Origin of the sequence: Halorubrum sp. BV1 (assembly GCF_000746205.1) — an archaeon.
Classification (GTDB): Archaea; Halobacteriota; Halobacteria; order Halobacteriales; family Haloferacaceae; genus Halorubrum.
In genome coordinates, this window is record NZ_JQKV01000002.1 from 571000 (window position 1) to 590068 (window position 19069).

Annotated in this window: 18 protein-coding genes; 7 read left to right on the forward strand and 11 right to left on the reverse strand. The window is 60.8% G+C overall.

The window, feature by feature from the left end:
- Positions 1-3 precede the first annotated feature (3 nt).
- A complete protein-coding gene (locus EP28_RS07500; protein ID WP_049983365.1) occupies positions 4-525 on the forward strand; it encodes a winged helix-turn-helix transcriptional regulator in 522 nt (173 codons plus the stop codon).
- Here the strand turns inward: EP28_RS07500 and EP28_RS07505 are convergent.
- The 6 genes from EP28_RS07505 to EP28_RS13695 all read right to left on the reverse strand — a co-directional run bounded on the left by EP28_RS07505 (position 522) and on the right by EP28_RS13695 (position 6712).
- Positions 522-1064, reverse strand: coding sequence for a hypothetical protein (locus EP28_RS07505; protein WP_049983366.1), 543 nt, complete (start codon positions 1062-1064; stop codon positions 522-524). The two genes, EP28_RS07500 and EP28_RS07505, sit on opposite strands and share 4 nt — an antisense overlap.
- A complete protein-coding gene (locus tag EP28_RS07510; protein WP_049983367.1) occupies positions 1064-1351 on the reverse strand; it encodes a hypothetical protein in 288 nt (95 codons plus the stop codon). Before EP28_RS07510 ends, EP28_RS07505 begins: the two co-directional genes overlap by 1 nt.
- Positions 1335-2204: an FAD:protein FMN transferase gene (locus EP28_RS07515; protein ID WP_049983636.1), complete on the reverse strand. Its 870-nt coding sequence runs from the start codon at positions 2202-2204 to the stop codon at positions 1335-1337. Before EP28_RS07515 ends, EP28_RS07510 begins: the two co-directional genes overlap by 17 nt.
- A 5-nt stretch (positions 2205-2209) precedes the next feature.
- Entirely contained in the window at positions 2210-2617 is a 408-nt protein-coding gene (locus EP28_RS07520; RefSeq protein ID WP_049983368.1) for a hypothetical protein, read from the reverse strand.
- Positions 2618-2890: 273 nt separating this feature from the next.
- Positions 2891-5392 carry a heavy metal translocating P-type ATPase gene (locus tag EP28_RS07525; protein ID WP_049983369.1) on the reverse strand — a complete coding sequence of 834 codons (2502 nt, stop codon included), beginning with the start codon at positions 5390-5392 and terminating at the stop codon, positions 2891-2893.
- Between the two features lie 759 nt (positions 5393-6151).
- On the reverse strand, positions 6152-6712 hold the full coding sequence (locus EP28_RS13695) for a DUF2703 domain-containing protein (protein WP_080506084.1): 561 nt from the start codon (positions 6710-6712) through the stop codon (positions 6152-6154).
- Between the two features lie 134 nt (positions 6713-6846).
- On the opposite strand from EP28_RS13695, the gene EP28_RS07530 reads away from it, so the two are divergent.
- Positions 6847-7254: a winged helix-turn-helix transcriptional regulator gene (locus EP28_RS07530; RefSeq protein WP_049983370.1), complete on the forward strand. Its 408-nt coding sequence runs from the start codon at positions 6847-6849 to the stop codon at positions 7252-7254.
- The gene (locus tag EP28_RS14555) at positions 7230-7454 is read left to right on the forward strand and encodes an enolase C-terminal domain-like protein (RefSeq protein ID WP_230455273.1); all 225 of its coding nucleotides are present in this window, start codon (positions 7230-7232) and stop codon (positions 7452-7454) included. The genes EP28_RS07530 and EP28_RS14555 overlap by 25 nt, the downstream gene beginning before the upstream one ends.
- A 314-nt stretch (positions 7455-7768) precedes the next feature.
- On the opposite strand, the gene EP28_RS13700 is transcribed toward EP28_RS14555, so the two are convergent.
- On the reverse strand, positions 7769-8275 hold the full coding sequence (locus EP28_RS13700) for a universal stress protein (RefSeq protein WP_080506085.1): 507 nt from the start codon (positions 8273-8275) through the stop codon (positions 7769-7771).
- A 185-nt stretch (positions 8276-8460) separates the two neighbouring features.
- Here EP28_RS13700 and EP28_RS07540 point away from each other — a divergent pair, with 185 nt between their 5' ends.
- The 3 genes from EP28_RS07540 to queC all read left to right on the forward strand — a co-directional run bounded on the left by EP28_RS07540 (position 8461) and on the right by queC (position 10500).
- On the forward strand, positions 8461-8922 hold the full coding sequence (locus EP28_RS07540) for a 6-pyruvoyl trahydropterin synthase family protein (protein ID WP_049983371.1): 462 nt from the start codon (positions 8461-8463) through the stop codon (positions 8920-8922).
- Positions 8922-9698, forward strand: a complete 777-nt coding sequence (locus EP28_RS07545; RefSeq protein WP_049983372.1) for a 7-carboxy-7-deazaguanine synthase QueE — start codon at positions 8922-8924, stop codon at positions 9696-9698. The genes EP28_RS07540 and EP28_RS07545 overlap by 1 nt, the downstream gene beginning before the upstream one ends.
- 112 nt (positions 9699-9810) lie before the next feature.
- Positions 9811-10500 (forward strand): 7-cyano-7-deazaguanine synthase QueC, encoded by a 690-nt coding sequence (gene queC / locus EP28_RS07550; protein ID WP_049983373.1) that lies wholly within the window; start codon positions 9811-9813, stop codon positions 10498-10500.
- 147 nt (positions 10501-10647) lie between these two features.
- Here the strand turns inward: queC and EP28_RS07555 are convergent, their stop codons facing one another.
- Positions 10648-11517: a hypothetical protein gene (locus tag EP28_RS07555; RefSeq protein ID WP_230455274.1), complete on the reverse strand. Its 870-nt coding sequence runs from the start codon at positions 11515-11517 to the stop codon at positions 10648-10650.
- A 184-nt stretch (positions 11518-11701) separates the two neighbouring features.
- Between EP28_RS07555 and EP28_RS07560 the strand changes: the two genes are divergently transcribed.
- Positions 11702-12091: a CopG family ribbon-helix-helix protein gene (locus EP28_RS07560; RefSeq protein WP_049983374.1), complete on the forward strand. Its 390-nt coding sequence runs from the start codon at positions 11702-11704 to the stop codon at positions 12089-12091.
- 303 nt (positions 12092-12394) lie between these two features.
- Here the strand turns inward: EP28_RS07560 and EP28_RS07565 are convergent, their stop codons facing one another.
- Genes EP28_RS07565 through EP28_RS07575 form a run of 3 tightly spaced genes read right to left on the reverse strand, consistent with a single transcriptional unit; the run spans position 12395 to position 18051 of the window.
- Entirely contained in the window at positions 12395-13999 is a 1605-nt protein-coding gene (locus tag EP28_RS07565; protein ID WP_155118441.1) for a hypothetical protein, read from the reverse strand.
- A 2-nt stretch (positions 14000-14001) separates the two neighbouring features.
- A complete protein-coding gene (locus EP28_RS07570; protein WP_049983376.1) occupies positions 14002-16215 on the reverse strand; it encodes a type II secretion system F family protein in 2214 nt (737 codons plus the stop codon).
- A 3-nt stretch (positions 16216-16218) separates the two neighbouring features.
- Positions 16219-18051 (reverse strand): type II/IV secretion system ATPase subunit, encoded by a 1833-nt coding sequence (locus EP28_RS07575; protein WP_049983377.1) that lies wholly within the window; start codon positions 18049-18051, stop codon positions 16219-16221.
- Positions 18052-19069: the final 1018 nt, after the last annotated feature.

Genomic DNA, 19069 nt, shown 5'->3' on the forward strand with positions numbered 1-19069 from the left:
GCAATGTCGGACCCGGATCTCGAATTGGCCTCTCGGCGGGAAATCTACCAGCGAATAGCCGATACGCCCGGGATTCACTTTCGCGCGCTCCTTGACGATCTTGCGTACGCACAGGGGACGCTCCAGTACCAGCTCAGATGGCTCGCCGACGAGGATCTGATCGACGTCTCGGACGACGGCAAGTATACGCGATACTATCCGGCTGCCGAGTTCGACGACGCCGATCGAACAGTGATGAACGCGCTGCGCCGGGAATACAGTCGCCGCATCCTCGCACACCTTCTCACGGACGGTCCGCTCTCGACGACCGAACTCAGCGACCGGCTCGACAAGGCGCAATCGACGGTCTCGTGGCATCTATCTACACTCGCCGAGGCCGACCTCGTCACGAAAGAGCGGGACGGCCGGAGCGTCGTCTACGAGGTCAGCGATCCCGATCGAGTCAGATACCTCTACACGGTTCACCGGCGCTCGTTTACAGACAGGGCTGTCGACCGCATCCTAGGCCTCTGGGACAGCTACTAACCCGAAGTCGGGTTCGGCGAGTCTCTTCGAAGCACCAGCAGGCGCAACAGGAGCACGTACACGAGAAACGCCACCGAGGGGCCCAGCAGTGGACGGACGAGTCCCGTCAGATCAGTCCCGATTGCGGCTGCGTGAATTGTCCCGAAGGCGAATCCGACGTACGCGAACGAGTGGACGACGCGCGGGCCCCAGGGGCGCTGGAAGCGTTTTGCGTCAGTAAAGCCCAGCACCGCGACGACGAGCACAAGTAGCGCCCCCGCACCCACGGCGACGCCCCCGAGAAAGTACGGCATCGAGTATGCCGGCGCTGGAACCTGTCCGGTGACGACGAACCACGCATCGAGTACACCGAGCCCCGCGTGTAGCAGCGTGACGATCATCGCGAATGCGGACAGTTCGATGTGGACACGTCGGGCAGCCTCGTGGAGCACGCCGAACGACTCCGTGTTATAGAACATGCCCGTGAGAACCGCCAGATACAACGCCGGATACGTCACGAGTGCGGCACCTCGATCGAGGAGCCAAACGAGCTGTGACATTACGATGCCCCCGTCGTTTCGACGACGTCGGGACAGCCGTCCGCGTCTTGGAACCCGTTCGCCGCTTCCGGTCGTGTCGGACACCTATCGTCAGCGTCAGTGATGCCATCTCCATCGTAATCGGCAGGGGCCTGTCGCGTCGAAACGGTTTGATCGACGAGGTCGCTTTGTTTTTGTTCGGTCGCTTGGGCGGCACGCACGTCTCCGATCTGCCAGAGAGCAGGGACGACCACCACTAAGACGACGATCGCCACGACGGTGATTCGTTGCTTATGTGTCCAAGACATGTGTCTCAAAGCCATCTGTCGTATGAAAAACGCCATCGTGGATGATGAGCGCCTCCAGACCCTCCCATTCTGACGCTACTTCGCGTGCCTCGGCAAGCGGGAGTGCTGCGAGGGTCGTCGCTACGGCGTCGGCTTCCATGCAGTCTCGGCGCGCCACGACGGTGACGGATTCGTGACGTGACCCGAGTGATTCGGTCGTCGGATCGTAGACGTGGTCAGTGCCGTTTCGCGACCGTCGGTATCCGCCCGATGTTGCGACGTACCAGTCCGTGTCTAGGATCTTCAGCGGCGTGTCGCTACCGTACGGGCTCTCAATGGCGACCGGACCCGTCGGTGGAGACATATCCCCACCACCGCTGACGAACCCGCGTCGACCACCACCGCCGAGTGCCTCGCTGGCTTGGTCGACAATGTACCCCTTAGCGAGGCCATTGAGGTCAACTTCGACGTTGGTAGTTACGTGTGATCCGCTGATTCGGACAGTTCCGGTCGCGAACTCTCTTGGTGGTGTGTCGCGGTCACCGCACAGGAACGTTTTGAGGTCGTGTTCGACGCGGCCTTGACGAATATCGAACACCCCGTCGGTCCGATCGTTGTATTCGAGCCCTCGGCGGACGATACGCGCGATGTGGTCGTCCGCGACCTCTCCGTCGCGGTTGAGCTGGCTGACGGCACTCGCCTCATCGAACGCGTTCAGATGTCCTTCGAGTGATTCAGCCGTTTCTCTGGCCGCGGTTGTCGCAGTCTCAGCTCGGATCCCCGTCGCCTGAATCCGAAACGTCGTATCACAACACTCGAACTCGCGGTGTGAGTTCCCGAACCGTTCGTACGCCGAGGCGAGCGATCCCATCATTCCGGTCACTCGTCCTCTTCGTATTCTTCCTCGTACTCCTCGTCGTCTTCATACTCCTCGTCGTCTGCATCTTCGTACTCCTCGTCGTCTTCATACTCCTCGTCGTCTGCATCTTCGTACTCCCCGTCATCTGCATCTTCGTACTCCTCGTCGTCTTCATACTCCCCGTGTTCCTCACTCTCGTAGCCGGACTGGGTCTGGACTGCCGGCGTGAACTCCTGATTCGGTGTCGGCGCATCCGCAGCGGCCTGTTGTGCGGCGTCCGACGCCGTCGAACCGGGTGAGTCAGGTTGCTCGCCAGCCTGCGCGAGGCCGCCACCGGGCAACACAAGCGCCCCGACGACACCGGCCGTAAGGAGTGCACCGACGAGCGTGAAGGCGACGAGTTTGTTCTTGGGGACCGGAACGCGCATAACTAGCTACCCCTCGGGTTAGAACCGCTATCTTCGACGAGTCGATCGTTGCATTCTGCCATTACAGATGGAGGGTTGAGACAGCCGTAGTAAGCCGTTCGCGTCCAACCCTCGAATCTTCGTACAGCTATCGAATCGGTTCTGAGTGTGAGGTGAGTTCTGCGTGTGTCTGTGACGTCGGTATGAATTGTCAGAAGCACCCCTCAGCGGTCGGCTGTGTCACATCCACCACCCACAGGACGACTCGGATCCGGGTTCGGGGGCTGTACCTCGCTACCCGAGGAGTGTCCGCCGAGTGTTTATCGTGATCAATCCACCGCTGGCAATGACCGCGGCCGCCGCCGTCAGCGGATTGAAGAATCCGACGGCCAACGCCGCGAGCGCGATACCGTTGTAGGAGAACGCGAGGAGATTGTTCTGTTTCACGCGACGGCGAGCCGCCCCCGCGAGGTCGAAGGCGGTTTCTACGGAGCGGATGTCGTTGTCGACGATCGCGATATCGGCGGCGTCGGCGGCCAACTCCGTCCCGCCGCCCAGCGAGATGCCGAGGTCGGCGGCGGCGAGCGCCGGTGCGTCGTTGGTGCCGTCACCCACCATCGCGACTTGATCCTCTGATTTGAGCCGCCGGATCGTCGCCGTCTTCCCCTCCGGCGGAACCGTCGCGAAGACATGCGTCACGGCGTCGTGTCGCTTGAAGAAGTCCGTCGCTTCCTCGTCGTCGCCGGTCAGGACGACGACCTCCGTGCCGCGTTCCCCGAGCCGAGAGACGGTGTCGTTCCAGCCGTCCCGCGGCTCGTCGCCGACGACGATCAGCCCCTCTGCCGCCCCGTCGCGACCGATCACGACCGGCAGCTGACCGAATCCCCGGGCGTCGGCGACCCGCGACCGGATGTCGTCGTCGACGGTCCACCCCTGTTCCGCGAACAGATCGAGGTTCCCGACGAGATACGACGTATCGCCGATCACGCCTTCGATACCGGATCGGTGGTTCGTGAACTCGCGTATCCGATCGCCGCCGTCCGTTCCGATATCGTCAGCCGCCGAGTCCGACTGATCCCCTGTGTCGTCGCCTCCGTCTCTGCCGGCGAACGCCGTCACAATCGCGTTCGCGGCGGGGTGTGACGCCCGCTGTTCGAGCGCGGCGACGGCGTCGAGCAGCTCCGCGGGCGCGTCCGCTTCGATCACTTCCATCGCCCCGGTCGTGAGCGTCCCCGTCTTATCGAAGACGACGATGTCGACGTCGCGGAGCCGTTCGAAGACCGTTTCGTCGAAGATGATGATCCCGCGCCGGAGCGCACTGGAGAGGCTCTTCGCGACCGACAACGGCGTCGCGAGTCCGAGCGCCCACGGCGAGCCGGCGAGGAGGACCGACAGCGCGAGGAGGGCGGCGTTCGGCGGGGCCAGTCCGAACGCGAGCGCACTAACACCGCCGACCGCGACGGCGGCTCCGACGACGAGGAACACGGCGTACGACGCGAGTTGGTCGGCATGCCGCTGGACCCCGTGCGTCGCGCTCTGTAAGTCCCAGACTGCGGTCGTTATTCGGTCGATGCTACTCGTCACGCCCGGATCGACACGGACCAACGCAGCGCCGTCGGTAACGATCGACCCCCCGATCACGTCGTCGCCGGCGGGTTTCGACACCGGAAGCGACTCACCGGTCACGATCGCTTCGTCGACGGTACAGCGGTCTTCGACGAGTTCGCCGTCGACCGGCACGCGTTCCCCCTGTCGAACGAGGACGACGTCGCCCGCTTCGAGGTCCTCGACGCGAACCTCTCGGGTGGTCCCGTCTGCGTCGTACGTCCGCGCCCGCTCGACCTGCGATATCGTGAGTTCGGTGAGCCGATCGAGTGCGCGCTGTTTGATCGACGACTCGTAGAACACCGATGCGGTGACCGCGGCCGTCACGACGATCGCGAGGTCGTAGAAGATGTCGTTCCGTCCGAGGATGACGGCGACCGTACTGTACAGATACGCGCTCACCGCGGTGATCGCGACCAACAGGTCGGTGTTCGGACGACGCATTTTCAGACTGATGTACGCACCCCGCAACACCGGAAGCCCGGTGAAGACGAGGATGAGTCCGGTCATCACGAAGTACAGCCGGAGGAACACGAACGCGCCCTCGCTGTTCAACTGGAACGCGCCCTCGAATATCGCGAGCGCTTGCCAGTCGAATATCGACGCGAGGTGTGCGGGATACAGAATCGCGACGTACGGGACCAACAGGAACGCGCCGAAGAGGAAACCGACGGAGTATCGCATCCCCAAGAGCTGGTCGTCTCGCCGCTTCCGAATCCCGTCCATCTCCCGTGATCGGCGCGTCGTCCCGCCCGACTCATCCGCCTCCGTCGAGGCGTCGTCACGGAGGTACGCCGTGTACCCGAGCGTACTCAACGCGTCACGCAGTGTCTCCTTCGAAACGGCAGCCGGATCGTGGTCAATTCGGATCGTCTCGGTAACGTAACTCGCCTCGGCGGAGATCACTCCCGGCTGGGCCTCGGCGAGCGACTCGAGATACGCTTCACACGTCGCGGAGTACATCCCGTCGATCCGCAGAAACGTCTGCGAACCGTCCGGATCGGGAAGCACCGCGTCTCCCTCCCGTGTCCTCTCGTTCTCAGGTGGGGACTGAGCGACGTCAGGGGAATCGGCATCTCCGAGCGTCGTATACACGTCGTGACATCCGCTCGAACAGAACGCGCGCTCGCCGGGTTCCGGAACGGAGGACGACTGAATCGATCGACCACACAAGGAACACTTGTTACTCATATTACGGCGGGTGTGATTCGTTTCCACAGCCGGATGGCACGCGGACTCAAGTGGCCGCCACTGTACATGTTTCTGTACTGGGAGCTGCAAGGCTAAAACCCCGCCTTTCCGGGCGGCGAAGATGTCAAGCGGTGATCGCTATCTATCGAACAGAGCTCCGTCCTAAGCTCGATCTGGGGTCAGCCGATTGTGTCAACAATCATATTGTACATCCGGTAGTATGCAACCACTAACCTCCCTCACTACTCGTCTTCTGTGAGTCGTTCGTCGCACCAGTCATGGACGACGGCGCGACCGAGATGGAACTCTGAGACGGACGGTGCCCGTTGCTCGGCACCGGACGAATTCACTGGCCCGTAGCGTCACCCGTTCGATCGTTGAGTTCGTTCGCCCGACTGATCGCGTCGATCACGTCTCGATCGACGTCGTCGAGGTCGTTCGATCCATGCACGCAGTCGGAATCGAAGTCTCGGGACGGACGCCGCGGGAGATCACGTTCGAGGAAACACAGGAAAACGAGTGCGTCATCACGATGGGTGTTCGGCCGGCGATGTCTGTCCCGCGAGACGGACAGGTGAGAACCGTGATTGGAATCTCGACGACCTGGACCGGAAGTCGACTACTGAGGTTGGTCACATCCGCGACAAGATCGAGCGACTCACGAACGACCGCTTCGACGAAGTTGAAAACTCAAATAGATTATCGACCACGACGTGTCAGCCGAGACAAGGGCAAAACGCGTTTAAAACGAACCGCAGCTTAGCAACCACACCCACAGTCCGATTCGGCGCTGTTCGACCCTTCGAAAAAGTCCCGAACGTTCGACGAAAGCTGATAGGCTTGGCTCTCGCTTGGTTCACTAGACCGCATCACGTCCGGTGCAATAGCTTGCACTAACGACTCGACGAGGAGTCCGACAGGTGCTGTCGAGTATTCCTCGCCGCGGTACTGCCAGAGGCGACAATCAACGTCACCCTCACACTCACAGAGGTCTCCACACGATTCGCAGGTGTTTTCAATGTAATCGGATTGGACATCCCGGCCATTGATACGGATCGTCGGTGACACGGCGAGTTGGGTCGCTTCAGCAGCTTCTAGCGTCGAGACATGGATATCTCTGACAGTAATACCAACGTCTAGGGCACCGAGAACCGGTTCGATCCTCTCAAGTGCTGCTTCGAGTGCGTCTTCAGACCCCATACATCGGTCGCAGGATTCGTTGTCCAGATAGAGGAAATCGACAGTAACCGTCCGTCGTGTGTACTCTTCGGCTGCTGGCTGAACAATCGATACCATCTTGCTGTCTGTGGGATCATCCATCACATTTCACCATATGACTTGCTGGCTGTTATACCGTTCAGTAATTAGACACGAACGTGGTTAGTGTATTGAAACCACATAGAGTGGGGAGAGATACCGAACGTATATCTCGGTATAGCGGCTGATACTGGGTAATGAGCAAGCGCGAGCAGTGGCAGGCAAAATGGCACGGATTACAAGATATTCTCGGACCGAAGTGGACGCTGCACATCCTCCGTCTCCTGTCAGAAGGGCCTCAAGGATTCAACGCTATTCAGCGCGAACTCGACGGCTTGACCGCACCGATGCTCTCTCAGCGGCTCAAAGAGCTTCGATGTCACGGCCTCGTCGATCGGGTGGTGGCAGATACGACACCTCCGACGACGACGTACTCGCTGACTGAACAGGGAACTGAGATCGCCGCTCAGCTTCGAGAACTGGAACCGCTCGTCGAGTTGCACGGTTGGGGAGACGATCCCGAAACCGATGGCTGTTCGTCCACCTCTCAGGAGTGTCGCGACGAGGCGCTCACAACCGGATGCGTGACATCCTCCCCGCGCTGAAGCGCGAGGCGTTCTCCTCGATTTCCCGAATGGCCAACGTCACCCAGAGGGTCGACATGCCAGTCGCAACGGACGAACGTATCTACAACGATGAAACCATGGGATACTTCGTCCGAAAGCAGGCGTGTGACATCATCCAGCCGGACGTGACCAGCTACGGAGGTCTCCAACAGGTTCAGCATGCGCGGACTCAATGGTGAGATCACGGTATATGACTGTTGCACCCCAAACCCGAACGCCGGCGTCAGAACGGCCGCATCGGTCCACCTCCGTGGCGGTCTCGAGGATCTCGTGGTCCTCGAACGCATGAGTCGAGACGCCGGGTGGGCCGACGAGATCATCGAACACGATTCCACCGTCAAAGATGGAGTTATCGAGGCCCAAGATGAACCGGAGCTCGGGGTGACATTCGATCCGGACACCGCCCGTGAATATCCCGAGGAACCAACAGATAGTCACAGTCTCTTCGATGAAAAAGAGACGCTCAAACGTCCATGTCCCGTTCAGATCAAGCTTAGGGGAGATAGAAATCCGACTTCGAGGTTTTGTGCGGCGAGGCGTCTTTGAGTTTGGCAATCTTGGTTGGGCTCCGATTACGAACGATGACGACATCGTAGTCCTCGTCTGTAGCAACGGTCGGTCCTACGCTACTCAATGCGGAAACGAGATGTCCGGCATTTTCGCTACCGAGAAAGACCATTGAGGCGTTTTCTTCCCGTGCAACCTTCCGCAGACGGGTTGATATCGATCCGGATGGAGCGTACCGATCTACAACTTTATGTCGGAAATCGGCACTTGGACACAAGTCGGTCACCTGTTCGTGTAACGTTGAGACAACTAATTCCAAATCAAACTCTTCGTCCGGTCCGATCCAGCCGTGTTCTCTGGCATAGGTCGTGTTTCCCTTCGGGATGACACTCACAGCCAGCACGTCTTCGTTAAATACGTTCCCGAACTCGGTTGCCCTGACGAGTGCCGCTTCAGCGAGCTCAGACCCATCGAACGGAACGACCAGTGTCATACGTCACCGTCTCAGACGACACCGAAAATGTCTCGGGTTTTTATTTAAATAGTGACATAACGCGAGCGAGAATGGTGCTCGTAGCTGACAACCGACTGGCCTGCTTGCGAACCGATCTGAAAGGCCAGAAATCGACCGGGCCGACGAAACTCAATGCTTATGTCTCTACTGTGTATTCTTCGAGTATGTCTCAGAGCATATCACAAGATGATTCTGCGGTAGCGACTGTGGCCGATACGGGCAAACGAACGCTCCACATCGGAGCAGATAACCCAATTCGGATCAGTTCGGGCCATCGGATTCGCCATCACGACGGGAAGTGCTCGCGACCGCACGGCCACAACTACGAGATCACCGTCGAGGTGACCGGTGAACTCACCGAAGAGGGGTGGGTCGTCGACAAAGGCGACGTCACAGACGTCATCGACGCGTGGGATCACCGGTTCCTCGTCGAAGAAGGCGATCCGCTCGTCGACGCGTTCGAAGCGTCGGGCGACGGCGACGCGCTCGTCGTCTTGGAGCATCCACCAACGGCCGAGGTGATGAGCGTCCTCCTCGAACAGCGGATGCTCGACGCGTTCCCAGCCACCGTCTCGAAAGTCTCGGTGTCGGTGAGAGAAACCGGCGAGCTCTGTGCGACCTACTGATGCCAGTCGCGAGCGATATCGAGGACTCCGGAACGACTGGTGACGCGGCCGGCGAGGGGCTTCCTATCAACGAGGTGTTCTACTCGCTGCAGGGTGAGGGAACACTCGCGGGCGTCCCCTCCGTCTTCGTCCGGACCGCAGGGTGTAACCTTCGCTGTTGGTTCTGTGATTCGTACCATACGTCGTGGGAGCCGACCGGGGCGTGGCGCGACGTCGATTCGATCGTCGAGGAAGTGCAGTCACACGAGCGGGCCACCCACGTCGTGCTCACGGGCGGAGAGCCACTCATTCACGAGGCGTCGGTCGAACTCGTAGAGCGACTGGCCGCAGAGGGGTATCACACGACGGTGGAGACGAACGGAACGATCTACCGAGACGCGCCGATCGATCTTGCGAGTATCAGCCCGAAGCTCGCGAGCAGTACGCCGACGCCGAATCGTGACCCGAAAGGCGACGGCGAATTCGAAAAGCAACACGAACAGGATCGGATCGACGTGGCCGCGCTGGCCCGCATGGTCGATGCGTACGAGACACAGCTCAAGTTCGTCGTGACGGACGAAACGGATCTGTCAGAGATCACGGAGCTAGTTGAGCGGGTGCGAGCGGCGACGACGGCGACCGTCGCGGACGACGACGTGTTGGTGATGCCGGAAGGCATGACGCGTGCGCAACTCGACGGGACGCGAAGCGAGGTCGCCGAGCTGGCGATGGAGTACGGATTCCGGTACACGCCGCGACTCCATGTGGACCTATGGGACGACGCGCCGGGAACATGACAGTTACCCTGAGACAGTTCGGTCGGTGCAGTGCGGCGCTGCGAGTGTGGTGTTGCCGTCGGAGTCGGAGCGGTGTACAGCGTGACAACCAATTCGATACAACTGAGCAGATATGAGCAACAAAAGCGCGGTGATTCTGGTGTCAGGCGGGATGGATAGCGCAACGGCAGTCTACGAGGCGATAGAGCGGGGGTACGAGCCGTACTTTCTCCACACGTCGTACGGGCAGCGCACGGAGGACAAAGAGTACGAGTGTGCGAACGCGCTCGCTGAAGAGGTTGACGCGGCTGACTTCCTCCATATCGAAACCGGGCATCTCTCCCAGATCGGTGCGTCGAGCCTGACTGACGAGGAGATGGACGTGGCTGACGCGGACCTCGAGAGTGACGAGATACCGACCTCGTACGTTCCGTTCCGGAACGCAAACCTGTTGTCGATGGCCACGTCGTACGCGGAAGCAACAGGGTCATCCGCGCTGTTCATCGGTGCGCACTCGGAGGATTTCTCCGGATATCCTGACTGTCAGCCCGCCTTTTTCGACGCCTTTCAGAACGTGATCGACGTCGGGACGAAACCGGAGACGGAGATCGAGCTGAAAGCGCCGTTCGTGGAGTGGTCGAAAACGGAGATTGCGGAGCACGGATTGGAACTCGGGGTGCCCTACGACAGAACGTGGTCGTGTTACCGGGATGAGGCTCCCGCGTGTGGGACGTGTGATGCGTGTGCGTTCCGACTTGAGGCGTTCCGGAATGCCGGAGCGCGCGACCCGATCGCGTACGCTGAGCGGCCGAAGTTTTCGTGACGGTCGTCTATCGGGTGGACCCGTCGAACCGGCAGCTGCGTTCTCCGGGAGCGGACTCATCGAAGGTGCGGATCAGGTGCTCGTTTCTGTGAGAGTTGGCGAGCGAGTTCCAGAGTCACCCGTCACGAGTGACGCCCCGTCAGTCGCTTACAACACGCCGACGATGAATCCAACACCCATGCCGATGAGAATCACAGCGGAGAAGATCGGGAAGTACGGCGCATACCGCTTGACCCTCTCTTCGTGGTGCTGATAGCCCGCGACCAGTAACATCGTCAGTCCCACGATACCGATGATGACGGTAATTGCGTACGCACTCATCAGTTCGAGACAGTAGTTCGACCCGGCACACAGGGCGATAATCTCGAACTCTTCCTCGTGAGCGAATCCGAGCAGGAAAGCGAACCAAGCGATTCCGAACAAGCCCCTCTCGGCGACGTCGTCCGACCCCTCGTCCGTATGCGTGTGGCCTCCGAAGAACGGGACGGTGCGTTTCAGGCGGGAACCGAGTCCCTCGTCGTTCTGTGAATTTGGATGGTCGTGATCGTGACTATCTCCGTGGTCGTGACTATCTCCGTGGGTGTGACCGTGTGCGGAGTGATTCGTCAACTCGCGGCCGCGAGTTTCGTGCGGGCGAGGGTGGGTGCTATCGGGACTGTCATGTGCGTGGCCGTGGCGGTACTCGCGGACGCCAAGGCCAATTAACAGCACGCCCGCAACCAGGCTGACCGGACCACCGATCTGGATACCATTGAGAACGGTGACTGGCTCGTTGAGTTGGACGAGGCTGAAGTAGGATTTCGCGTAAAAGAACACGCCGACCATCGTGAGACTACTGATGAGGTGGCCAACACCGATGATGAACCCCGCGGTAAAGCCGTAGAGCCACTTGTTCGTCTGATCCAAGGCGTACGAGGCGGCGACCGGCCAGCCATGACCGGGCTCGACCCCGTGGACAGCCCCGAGTGCGACTGCACCGAGCAGTAGGCCGAACGTGTCACCAGCGATCACCGTCATACGTTGAACACGGCGAGAGCGCCGAATAACGGTTGTTAATACCCGATTGGGGGAACCATCATATTCCCACCGCTCCCTAGCGTCGGGAACCCGAAACGTGACGGCGGCGACCGGCCTGTCAACCGACGGGGCTGGGAGGTTGTCAAACTCGGGAGTCTTGTGTCTGGACACCGAACGCGACCGCATGCGAACGAGTTTCAACATCCCGGACGCGGTAGTCGACGAGTTTGATCAGGTCTGGCAGGACGAGGGAATTGATAACCGATCCCGGGCGGTCCGTGAAGCAATGCAGGAGTACATCGAATCACACACTCGGCTCGAAGCGATCAGCGAAGACGTCATCGCGCTCGTCGCATTCGACTACCGCCATCACGACGTGATCGGAGCGCTCCACGGCGTCCAACACGAATATCAGGACGTAATCCTCAACACGAGTCACACACACCAAGGAGAGTGGTGTCTCGAGTCGTTGTTCTGCCAAGGGAACGGTAAACGCGTCCGAAAGCTGACCTACCGACTTCGGGATTTCGACGGCGTAAACCGAGTGAAAATCATGGTGATTCGAGATGACTGATCGGGACAGATGCCCGTGAACTCGGTCGGGCAGTCTGCTGCGTTACCGTGTGTTCTGCCGGCTCGGACGGCGAGTTCAACTGAAGCGGTACGCGAGTCCAATTTTCAACGAGCGGGCGAAGTCGTCGGAGTTCGCTCCGCTCGTGGCAGTCGTCCCTCGGTCGGCGTGTTCACCGCCTTCTCACGAACGGCGATCGTCCGCTCCACGCTGGTGACGACCGATAGACGCGCGCACATGGTGTCGCGCATCTCGACGACAGACCGTCTCGCCGACTCACACCCGGTGACTAGACCGGCACGCGAGTCAGGATCCGGTCCCGGACACCGCTCGGTCGTCGCTCCCCGTATTGCCTGCGCTGTCGGCCGTGGTCGCGACGATCCGGTATTCGTCGGCGCGGTCACCACCGTCTGCGGTAAGTCGCTCAGTCGCGCTGTCGGCCCCGCCGCTGGCGCTCGCAGTCGCAGAGTCGATGACGGTTCCCGTCTCCGGATCGCGAAGGGCAAACTCGATGCGGTCCAAGTCGCCGTCCGAATCAGTCGCGTCGACGCTGACCCGGAAGCGGTCCCGCGCGCCTGCCGTGTTTGCGTCGACGTTCGTGATCGTCGTTTCTGGCGCCGCCCCGTTTCCAGCGCTGGTGCCCCCGCTTCCGGATCCGCCAGTGTCCATTACGCGGACCGAGAAGGCGGCTTCCTGACGTGGTTGGTCGCTTCCGAACGCGAGTGTGACCGTCACGTCTCGACTCCCGTCGACGGACTCGGGAGCCTCGTAGACGAATGCCGCCCGGCCATCGACCCCGGTGGTGGCGTCGACGGATCTGAGAGTTCCGTCACCGTCTACATCCCCAGTTACCGTGACCCCGCTGGCGGGGTTATCGAAGCGATCACGGGCCTCGACGACGAGTTTCTGACCCCCGTTTTCGGGGATCGCCGTCGCGTTTCCCGAGACATCGGTGAGATACGTCGCGGGTGGTTCGGGAACCTCGCCGGCGACAGCGACGGCGGCAAGCCGGAGTTCGTACGTCGCGCCCGGTTCGAGCGTGAGCGTGAGGCGACCACACGGCGTCGGCGGATCCTGCTGGCAGTCGACACTGGTCACGTACCGATCGTTGTCCGGATCGCTGGCCGGATCGAGTTCCGCGGCGAGGAGGTCGTCCCATTCATCTTCGGTGAGTTCTGTCGGGATCGTTATCCGCATCGGGTCGTCGTCAGCCCGAACGGTCACCGTGCGAGCCGGCGCACTCGTCGGTTCGACGCCGATCGAGAGGCGGTCGGTTCGAGATGTAGTGCGCTCTCCACGAAGCGTCGTTAACGTGAGGCGGCGACCATCGACGAGGTCTTGCTCCGTGATCGCCAGTCGAGCCTCCTCGAACCGATTGTACACGACCCACGGTTCGACGACCGTGTCCGGGGCGTTGGCGTACTCGTTGTAGCTCGGCGCGTACACGACCGCCCGCGTCTCGAACGACTTCTCCGCCCCGTCCCAGTAGTCGGCCGTCTCACCCGTCGCGTGACCGTTGACGACATCGATGGTCGCGGCGTCGGTCGTCCGGACGGTCCCGCTGGCTGGCGGCGGATTGACGAAGAACATCCGCGGCGGATAGCGGAGCCCTGCGCTGACCGAGCCCGTCTCATCGGAACCCGTCGCCGCGACCCGCCCGAGAACGGTTTCGAGTTCGGCCATCTCGTCTTGCGTCTGCTCGTTGTGCTGGAATTCGAGCTGTTCGTTGAGTGCAGGCACCGCCGTCGTCTGGAGGATGGCCAGCAGCGCGAGCGCCAAGGCGAACATCAGGATTGCGCCGATAACCGGCGAGACGGCGCGGTCAGCAGCCCGGTGTGTCTGGCGGTCGGTGCGACACTCCGTGAACCGTGGCGGCCGTGAACGCCGAGGAGAGGTGGATGAGTCAGACATGGTTACACCAAGAGGAAGAACACCACGACCGTGAGCACGACAAGCCCCAGTCCGTATTTCAGTCCACTCAGTGCGTCATTTTCGGCGAGCTTTCCCGCGATGAGCCCGCTCCCGAAGCCCTGAATCAGAGCCGAGTGTAGGAACAGCAGTCGGTAGGTCTCGACCGAAATTGACCCCAGCGACACCGCTCCGTGGCCGCCACCGTCTCCGGAACTGGCCGCGATCTCGCCGATCGGGGTAAGGTAACTCGCACTCACCATGACGATGACCAACAGGTAGACGAGAAACCCGACGACGACGATGGCGACGTACGACCCGACCTCACGGCGGCGCGCCCGAGCTAACTTCTCCCGGGATCGCGTATCGGCGGCTGCGATCTCCAACAGTCCGGCGATATCACCGCTCGATCGGCTCCCCTCGGCAATCAGCGTCATCGTCCGGCTCAGCTGTGGCACGTTCAGTCGGTCGGCAAAATCCAGGAGTGCCCGTGTCAGGTCGTGGTTCCAAGCGATATCGTTGCGAACCTTCTCGAGTTCGGTGGCGAGGGTCCCGCTGGCCCACCGTGTCACTAACTCGAAGGCGTCGACGATGTCGACGCCCATCTGGTTCGCACTCGCGAGGATGTTCAACACGTCGGGGAACCGTTCGGTGATAGTCTGTGTTCGGCGGCGTTCGCGCTCGTGAAGCACCATCACCGGTGCCGTCGTTGCGATCAGCGGCCCGACGAGGAGCCCGACCGTCGTCCGAAGCGGCGTCGCGAGGAATCCCGAGACGCTGGGTGACACAATTCCCGTCCAGATGGCGACCCCGACGACGACGCCACCGAGCGGGATAGTGATCCCGAGCGAAAGCGACGGTCGTCGTCGGATCGCCCGGAACGGATCGGCCAGAAACGCACGGAGTCCGGTCTCCCGTTTCGTCCGCTGGTAGGCCGGAAAGCGTGGATCGTCCGCAACTTGCTCGGTGACAATCATCCGCTCGTCCTCGATCGAGAGATTCGCGGTCGGCTCCTCGTAGGGGCGCGAGAGCAGATCGACGACGAGGAGGAACCCGGCCATCGCCAGCGGAAAGACGAGATACACGAGCGCGGCGATGAGGTCGACGGTGTCGGCCCCGAGAAAACTCACCACCATCAACACGACGATGAGAAACAGCGGTGCGGCGACGAACCCGATGACGAACACCTCGCTCAGCCCGCCGAGGGTGTCGATGAACGACTCCTGTTCTTCGAGTGCGCTGTCGAGGTACTCCTCGGCTTCCTCTTCGAGGAACGTCTCGAGGTCACCGCCGGATTCGAGCACCCCCAGGAGGTCGTCGAGGAACCGGCGCAGATCGTCGCTCGGCGTCAGCTGTCGGAGGTTGCTGAGCGCCTGCAACAGGTCGTTTCCGAACAGGTCGATTTCCCGGACAACGACATCGAACTCGTTGGCAACCTCCCCGTACACCTGTTCGTTGTCGCCAAGCTGTCGACAGATCTCATCAAACGTCATTCCACCGCTGGAAAGGGCGTACATGAACGTGATCGCATACGGCAGGTTCAGCGAGATGCTTCGACGGCGAGCGGCGACGACGCTACGTGGATAATAGTAGTTGCGCCCCATCCATACCGCCCCCGCAGCGGTGACGGAGGCCAGAAACGGCACAACGAAGACGGCACCGATCAGCGGCTTGGCAACAAACACCCCCCGAAGCGGTCCCGTGACACCCAACAGTGGTTCGAGGACATCGAGTCCCGTCGTCAGCGCGATCCCCCCTACGACGGCGGCGACTACAATCCCTGCGACGAACCCAGCGACCACCGCAGCCTTGACGCTATCGGTCAGGTACTCGTCGTAGGTATCCCTGACACGCGCCTGTTTAAGGCGTCGCTGGAGGCCCCGATAGCGGGTGGGCCGGGCTTTGAAGAACGCCCGGACGTATCCGTAGGCCTCACGGAGCGTCGCCTGTTCAGCCTCGCCGAGCTGGCGCTCTTCGGTGAGCGGATCGCTGATCGCTTCTTCCGGCTCCGGTTCGGGCTCCGACTCCTCATCCGGTCCCCCCGGGTCGGTGTCGATCGCGGAGCCGTCCGCATCGTGGCCACCGTCGTCAAAGGCGTCGTCGAGAACGGCTTCAGCGGTCGCCTCGTCGAGGCCAGGCTCACGGAAGGCCGGGTCGGCGGCCTCCGAAGAGTCAGCCTCGGGCGAAGAGTCAGCCTCGGACGTATCACGTCCGGTCACGGGTCAATCGTCGTCCTCCATGACCGCGATATCGTCGGGATCGAGTTCGCCGGCTCGCACCTCGTCAAGGATGTACTGTCGATCCCGGATGAATCCCTGTATTACCTGTGCGACATCCTCGTAGGCCGTGATGTCCTCTGTAAGTAGATAGTCAAGCACCTCTTCCCGTCGGTCCAGCGCGGTTTCGATCCGCCCCGGCGTCCAGCCCCGCTCGGCGGCGATCTGCCCGAGGACGTTCGAACTGTTCTCCTGGCTGAACGTGTCTGTGCTCGGATCCCGACGAAACACCTCGTGTGTGTCGACGCTGGTCGGATCGTCTGGGTCGCGAGCTAACTCGACGAGTCCTCGGTTCCGTCGGACGCGCGTCCCGTCTTGGGTCGTCTGTTGCTGGATCGAGACGATGTCGAGGTTGCTCAGCATCTGTGCCGGGACGTTCAGCGGTTCGTTCTCCAGTCGACTCAACAGGCCTTGCACCGAGTCGGCGTGGAACGTGGTGTAGGCCGTGTGGCCGGTTGCGATCGACTGGAAGAACGTGAGCGCAACTTCCGGCTCCGTTCGGATTTCACCGACGACGAGGTATTCGGGGCGCTGCCGGAGTGCCGACTGCAGGAGGTCGAACATTCCGACTGAGCCGCGGCCGCCGGCCGTCACGCCCTCGCGAGTCACATTCTGTATCCAGTTGTCGTGCGGGAGCGTGATTTCGGGAGTGTCCTCGATGGAAACGACCTTGCTCTCAGGTGGGACGAACATCGAAACGGCGTTGAGACTTGTCGTCTTCCCCGACCCGGTGCCGCCGGCGAACAACAGCGAGGCGTTGTTTTCGACGGCGACCCAGAGATACGCCATCTGTTCGAGTGAGAACGTCCCCCAGTTGATGAGGTCGATGGGCGTGAACGGCACCTCCGCGAACTTCCGCACCGTGAAATTCGACCCCCTCGTCGTGACTTCGCCGCCGAGCGTTAACTGTACCCGGGAGCCGTCCGGGAGCGACGCGTCGGCAAGCGGGTCGGCGACAGAGAGGTGCTTGCCGGCGCGCTGAGCCAGTCGGACGACGTACGCGCTCAGGCGCTCCTCGCCGAAGGAGAGATTCGTCCGCAGGTCGCGGTAGCCGTGATGGTAGACGAACACTGGCATCCCCGCGCCGTCACAGGAGATGTCCTCGATGTGGCGATCGCGCATGATCGGGTCGATCTTGCCGTAGTTCACGAAGTCGCGTCGCAGATAGTAGAGCAATTGTTGGAGGGAGCCGTCCGCGATGGTCGCGGCGTGGTCCTCCATCACGCGGGGCACTTCCGCGTCGAAGACGGCCGCACGATCGCTTGTGTCCTCGAACTCTTTGTACATGAGGTCGCTCCGGAGCGCTCGGATGAGGTCCTCCCGGACGTACTCCTCGAACTCGTCGAGGTCGGGTTCGACCACATGGTAGCGGTTCGTATTGGTATCCTCGTCGTAAAGAATCGTTACGTACGCAAACGGTCGGTTCACCCAGTACCGCTCGATCTCCTCGTACTCGTCAAGATACCTGAAATCAAAAAACTCCTCCTCGATAAACTCCTCAGACGGGCGCCCCGGATAGGCGTCTTCGGCAAGCTGCGCGAACGAGGTTTTGACCGCCGCTAGAATCTCAGTACTAATCTCTGCCTTCGAGTCGGGATCGGTCGGGGCGATTGCCGACGACTGTTCGGTCGCGTCGTCTGTCTCGACTGGTTCGACACTACCGTCTTGAGCAGCCGCCGCATTCGGCTCAGTCGAGAGCGCGGTGGTTTCGCCGTCGGCATCAGGGACGATGGAGTTCACCGTCTCGCCCTGGTGTTCCGGATCCTGACTGTCACGCATCGGATAGGTACCGGGTATACTGGGGCTGTCGGTAAAGTAGCTTGGTTCGACCCTCGTGGTGTTGAGAATGGTGGGATCGAGTCAGTCGTCCACGACTTCACCGTGGGCTCGTCAGTGGTTGCCCTTCTGGCGTCGAACTGATAGACGCGATGCGTTCGTCGTGCAGGTTCGGCATAACGGTAGCGCACACTGTCAGGGGAACCTCCGATCTCCATCCGAAGACATCAACTCCAGTGGAGACGTTTGAGACGGTTCCGAACGGTGTTCTCGTTTGTTGCTTGCTATTAACTCAGATGAGTGCGATCAAAAAAGTTTGAAATCTGAGTATTCTATTAATGTATAGTATATCATATGATTGTTTTGCATTCCCGGTTTGCACGGTGCCGTCGTTGGACCGGAAACGCGTTTGTGATAACACGTTCACTGACGCACCGTCGCTCCGTTGGCTAACCTGCGCATCAGCCACTCGCATTTATAAACAAATTCGAAAAACACCGATACTTTCGGCTTTTTGCTGGCGTACGTTGCCGGCAGATGCGTTGGGTGACGTCCTCCCCGCGCTGAACCGCGAGACGGTCGTCTCGAATCTGCCGCACCGCGGCTCGATCGTCGAATAGTATCCGGCTATAGACCGGAGCTGATCGGCACTATATAACAGAATTCAAAATTGTATGTGGAAACGATACGTATTCGACTGTTGGTTTCCAATCGAAACACCATCGTGGACTACGTTGACCACATCCCGACTTCGGGATCGATCGAGACGGTCTGGAAAGGGAGCGGAATTCGATTTCTGCGGGCGAATATATTGACTCCGTTGATTGGTGTCCCTCTCAGACAGGCGCGTTGCACGCTGGTTGTCGTGAGATACTGTCGGGCGGACTGACGGCGAACCGGACGGAGATGAGACACGTCGAGTTTCGGTCGACGGGGCGACCCCAGCGTGACAGATCAGTAGTTCATATACACCGTCTCACCGGTCGTGTTGAATCGCTGGAAGGCAAAGAGATCACTGTGT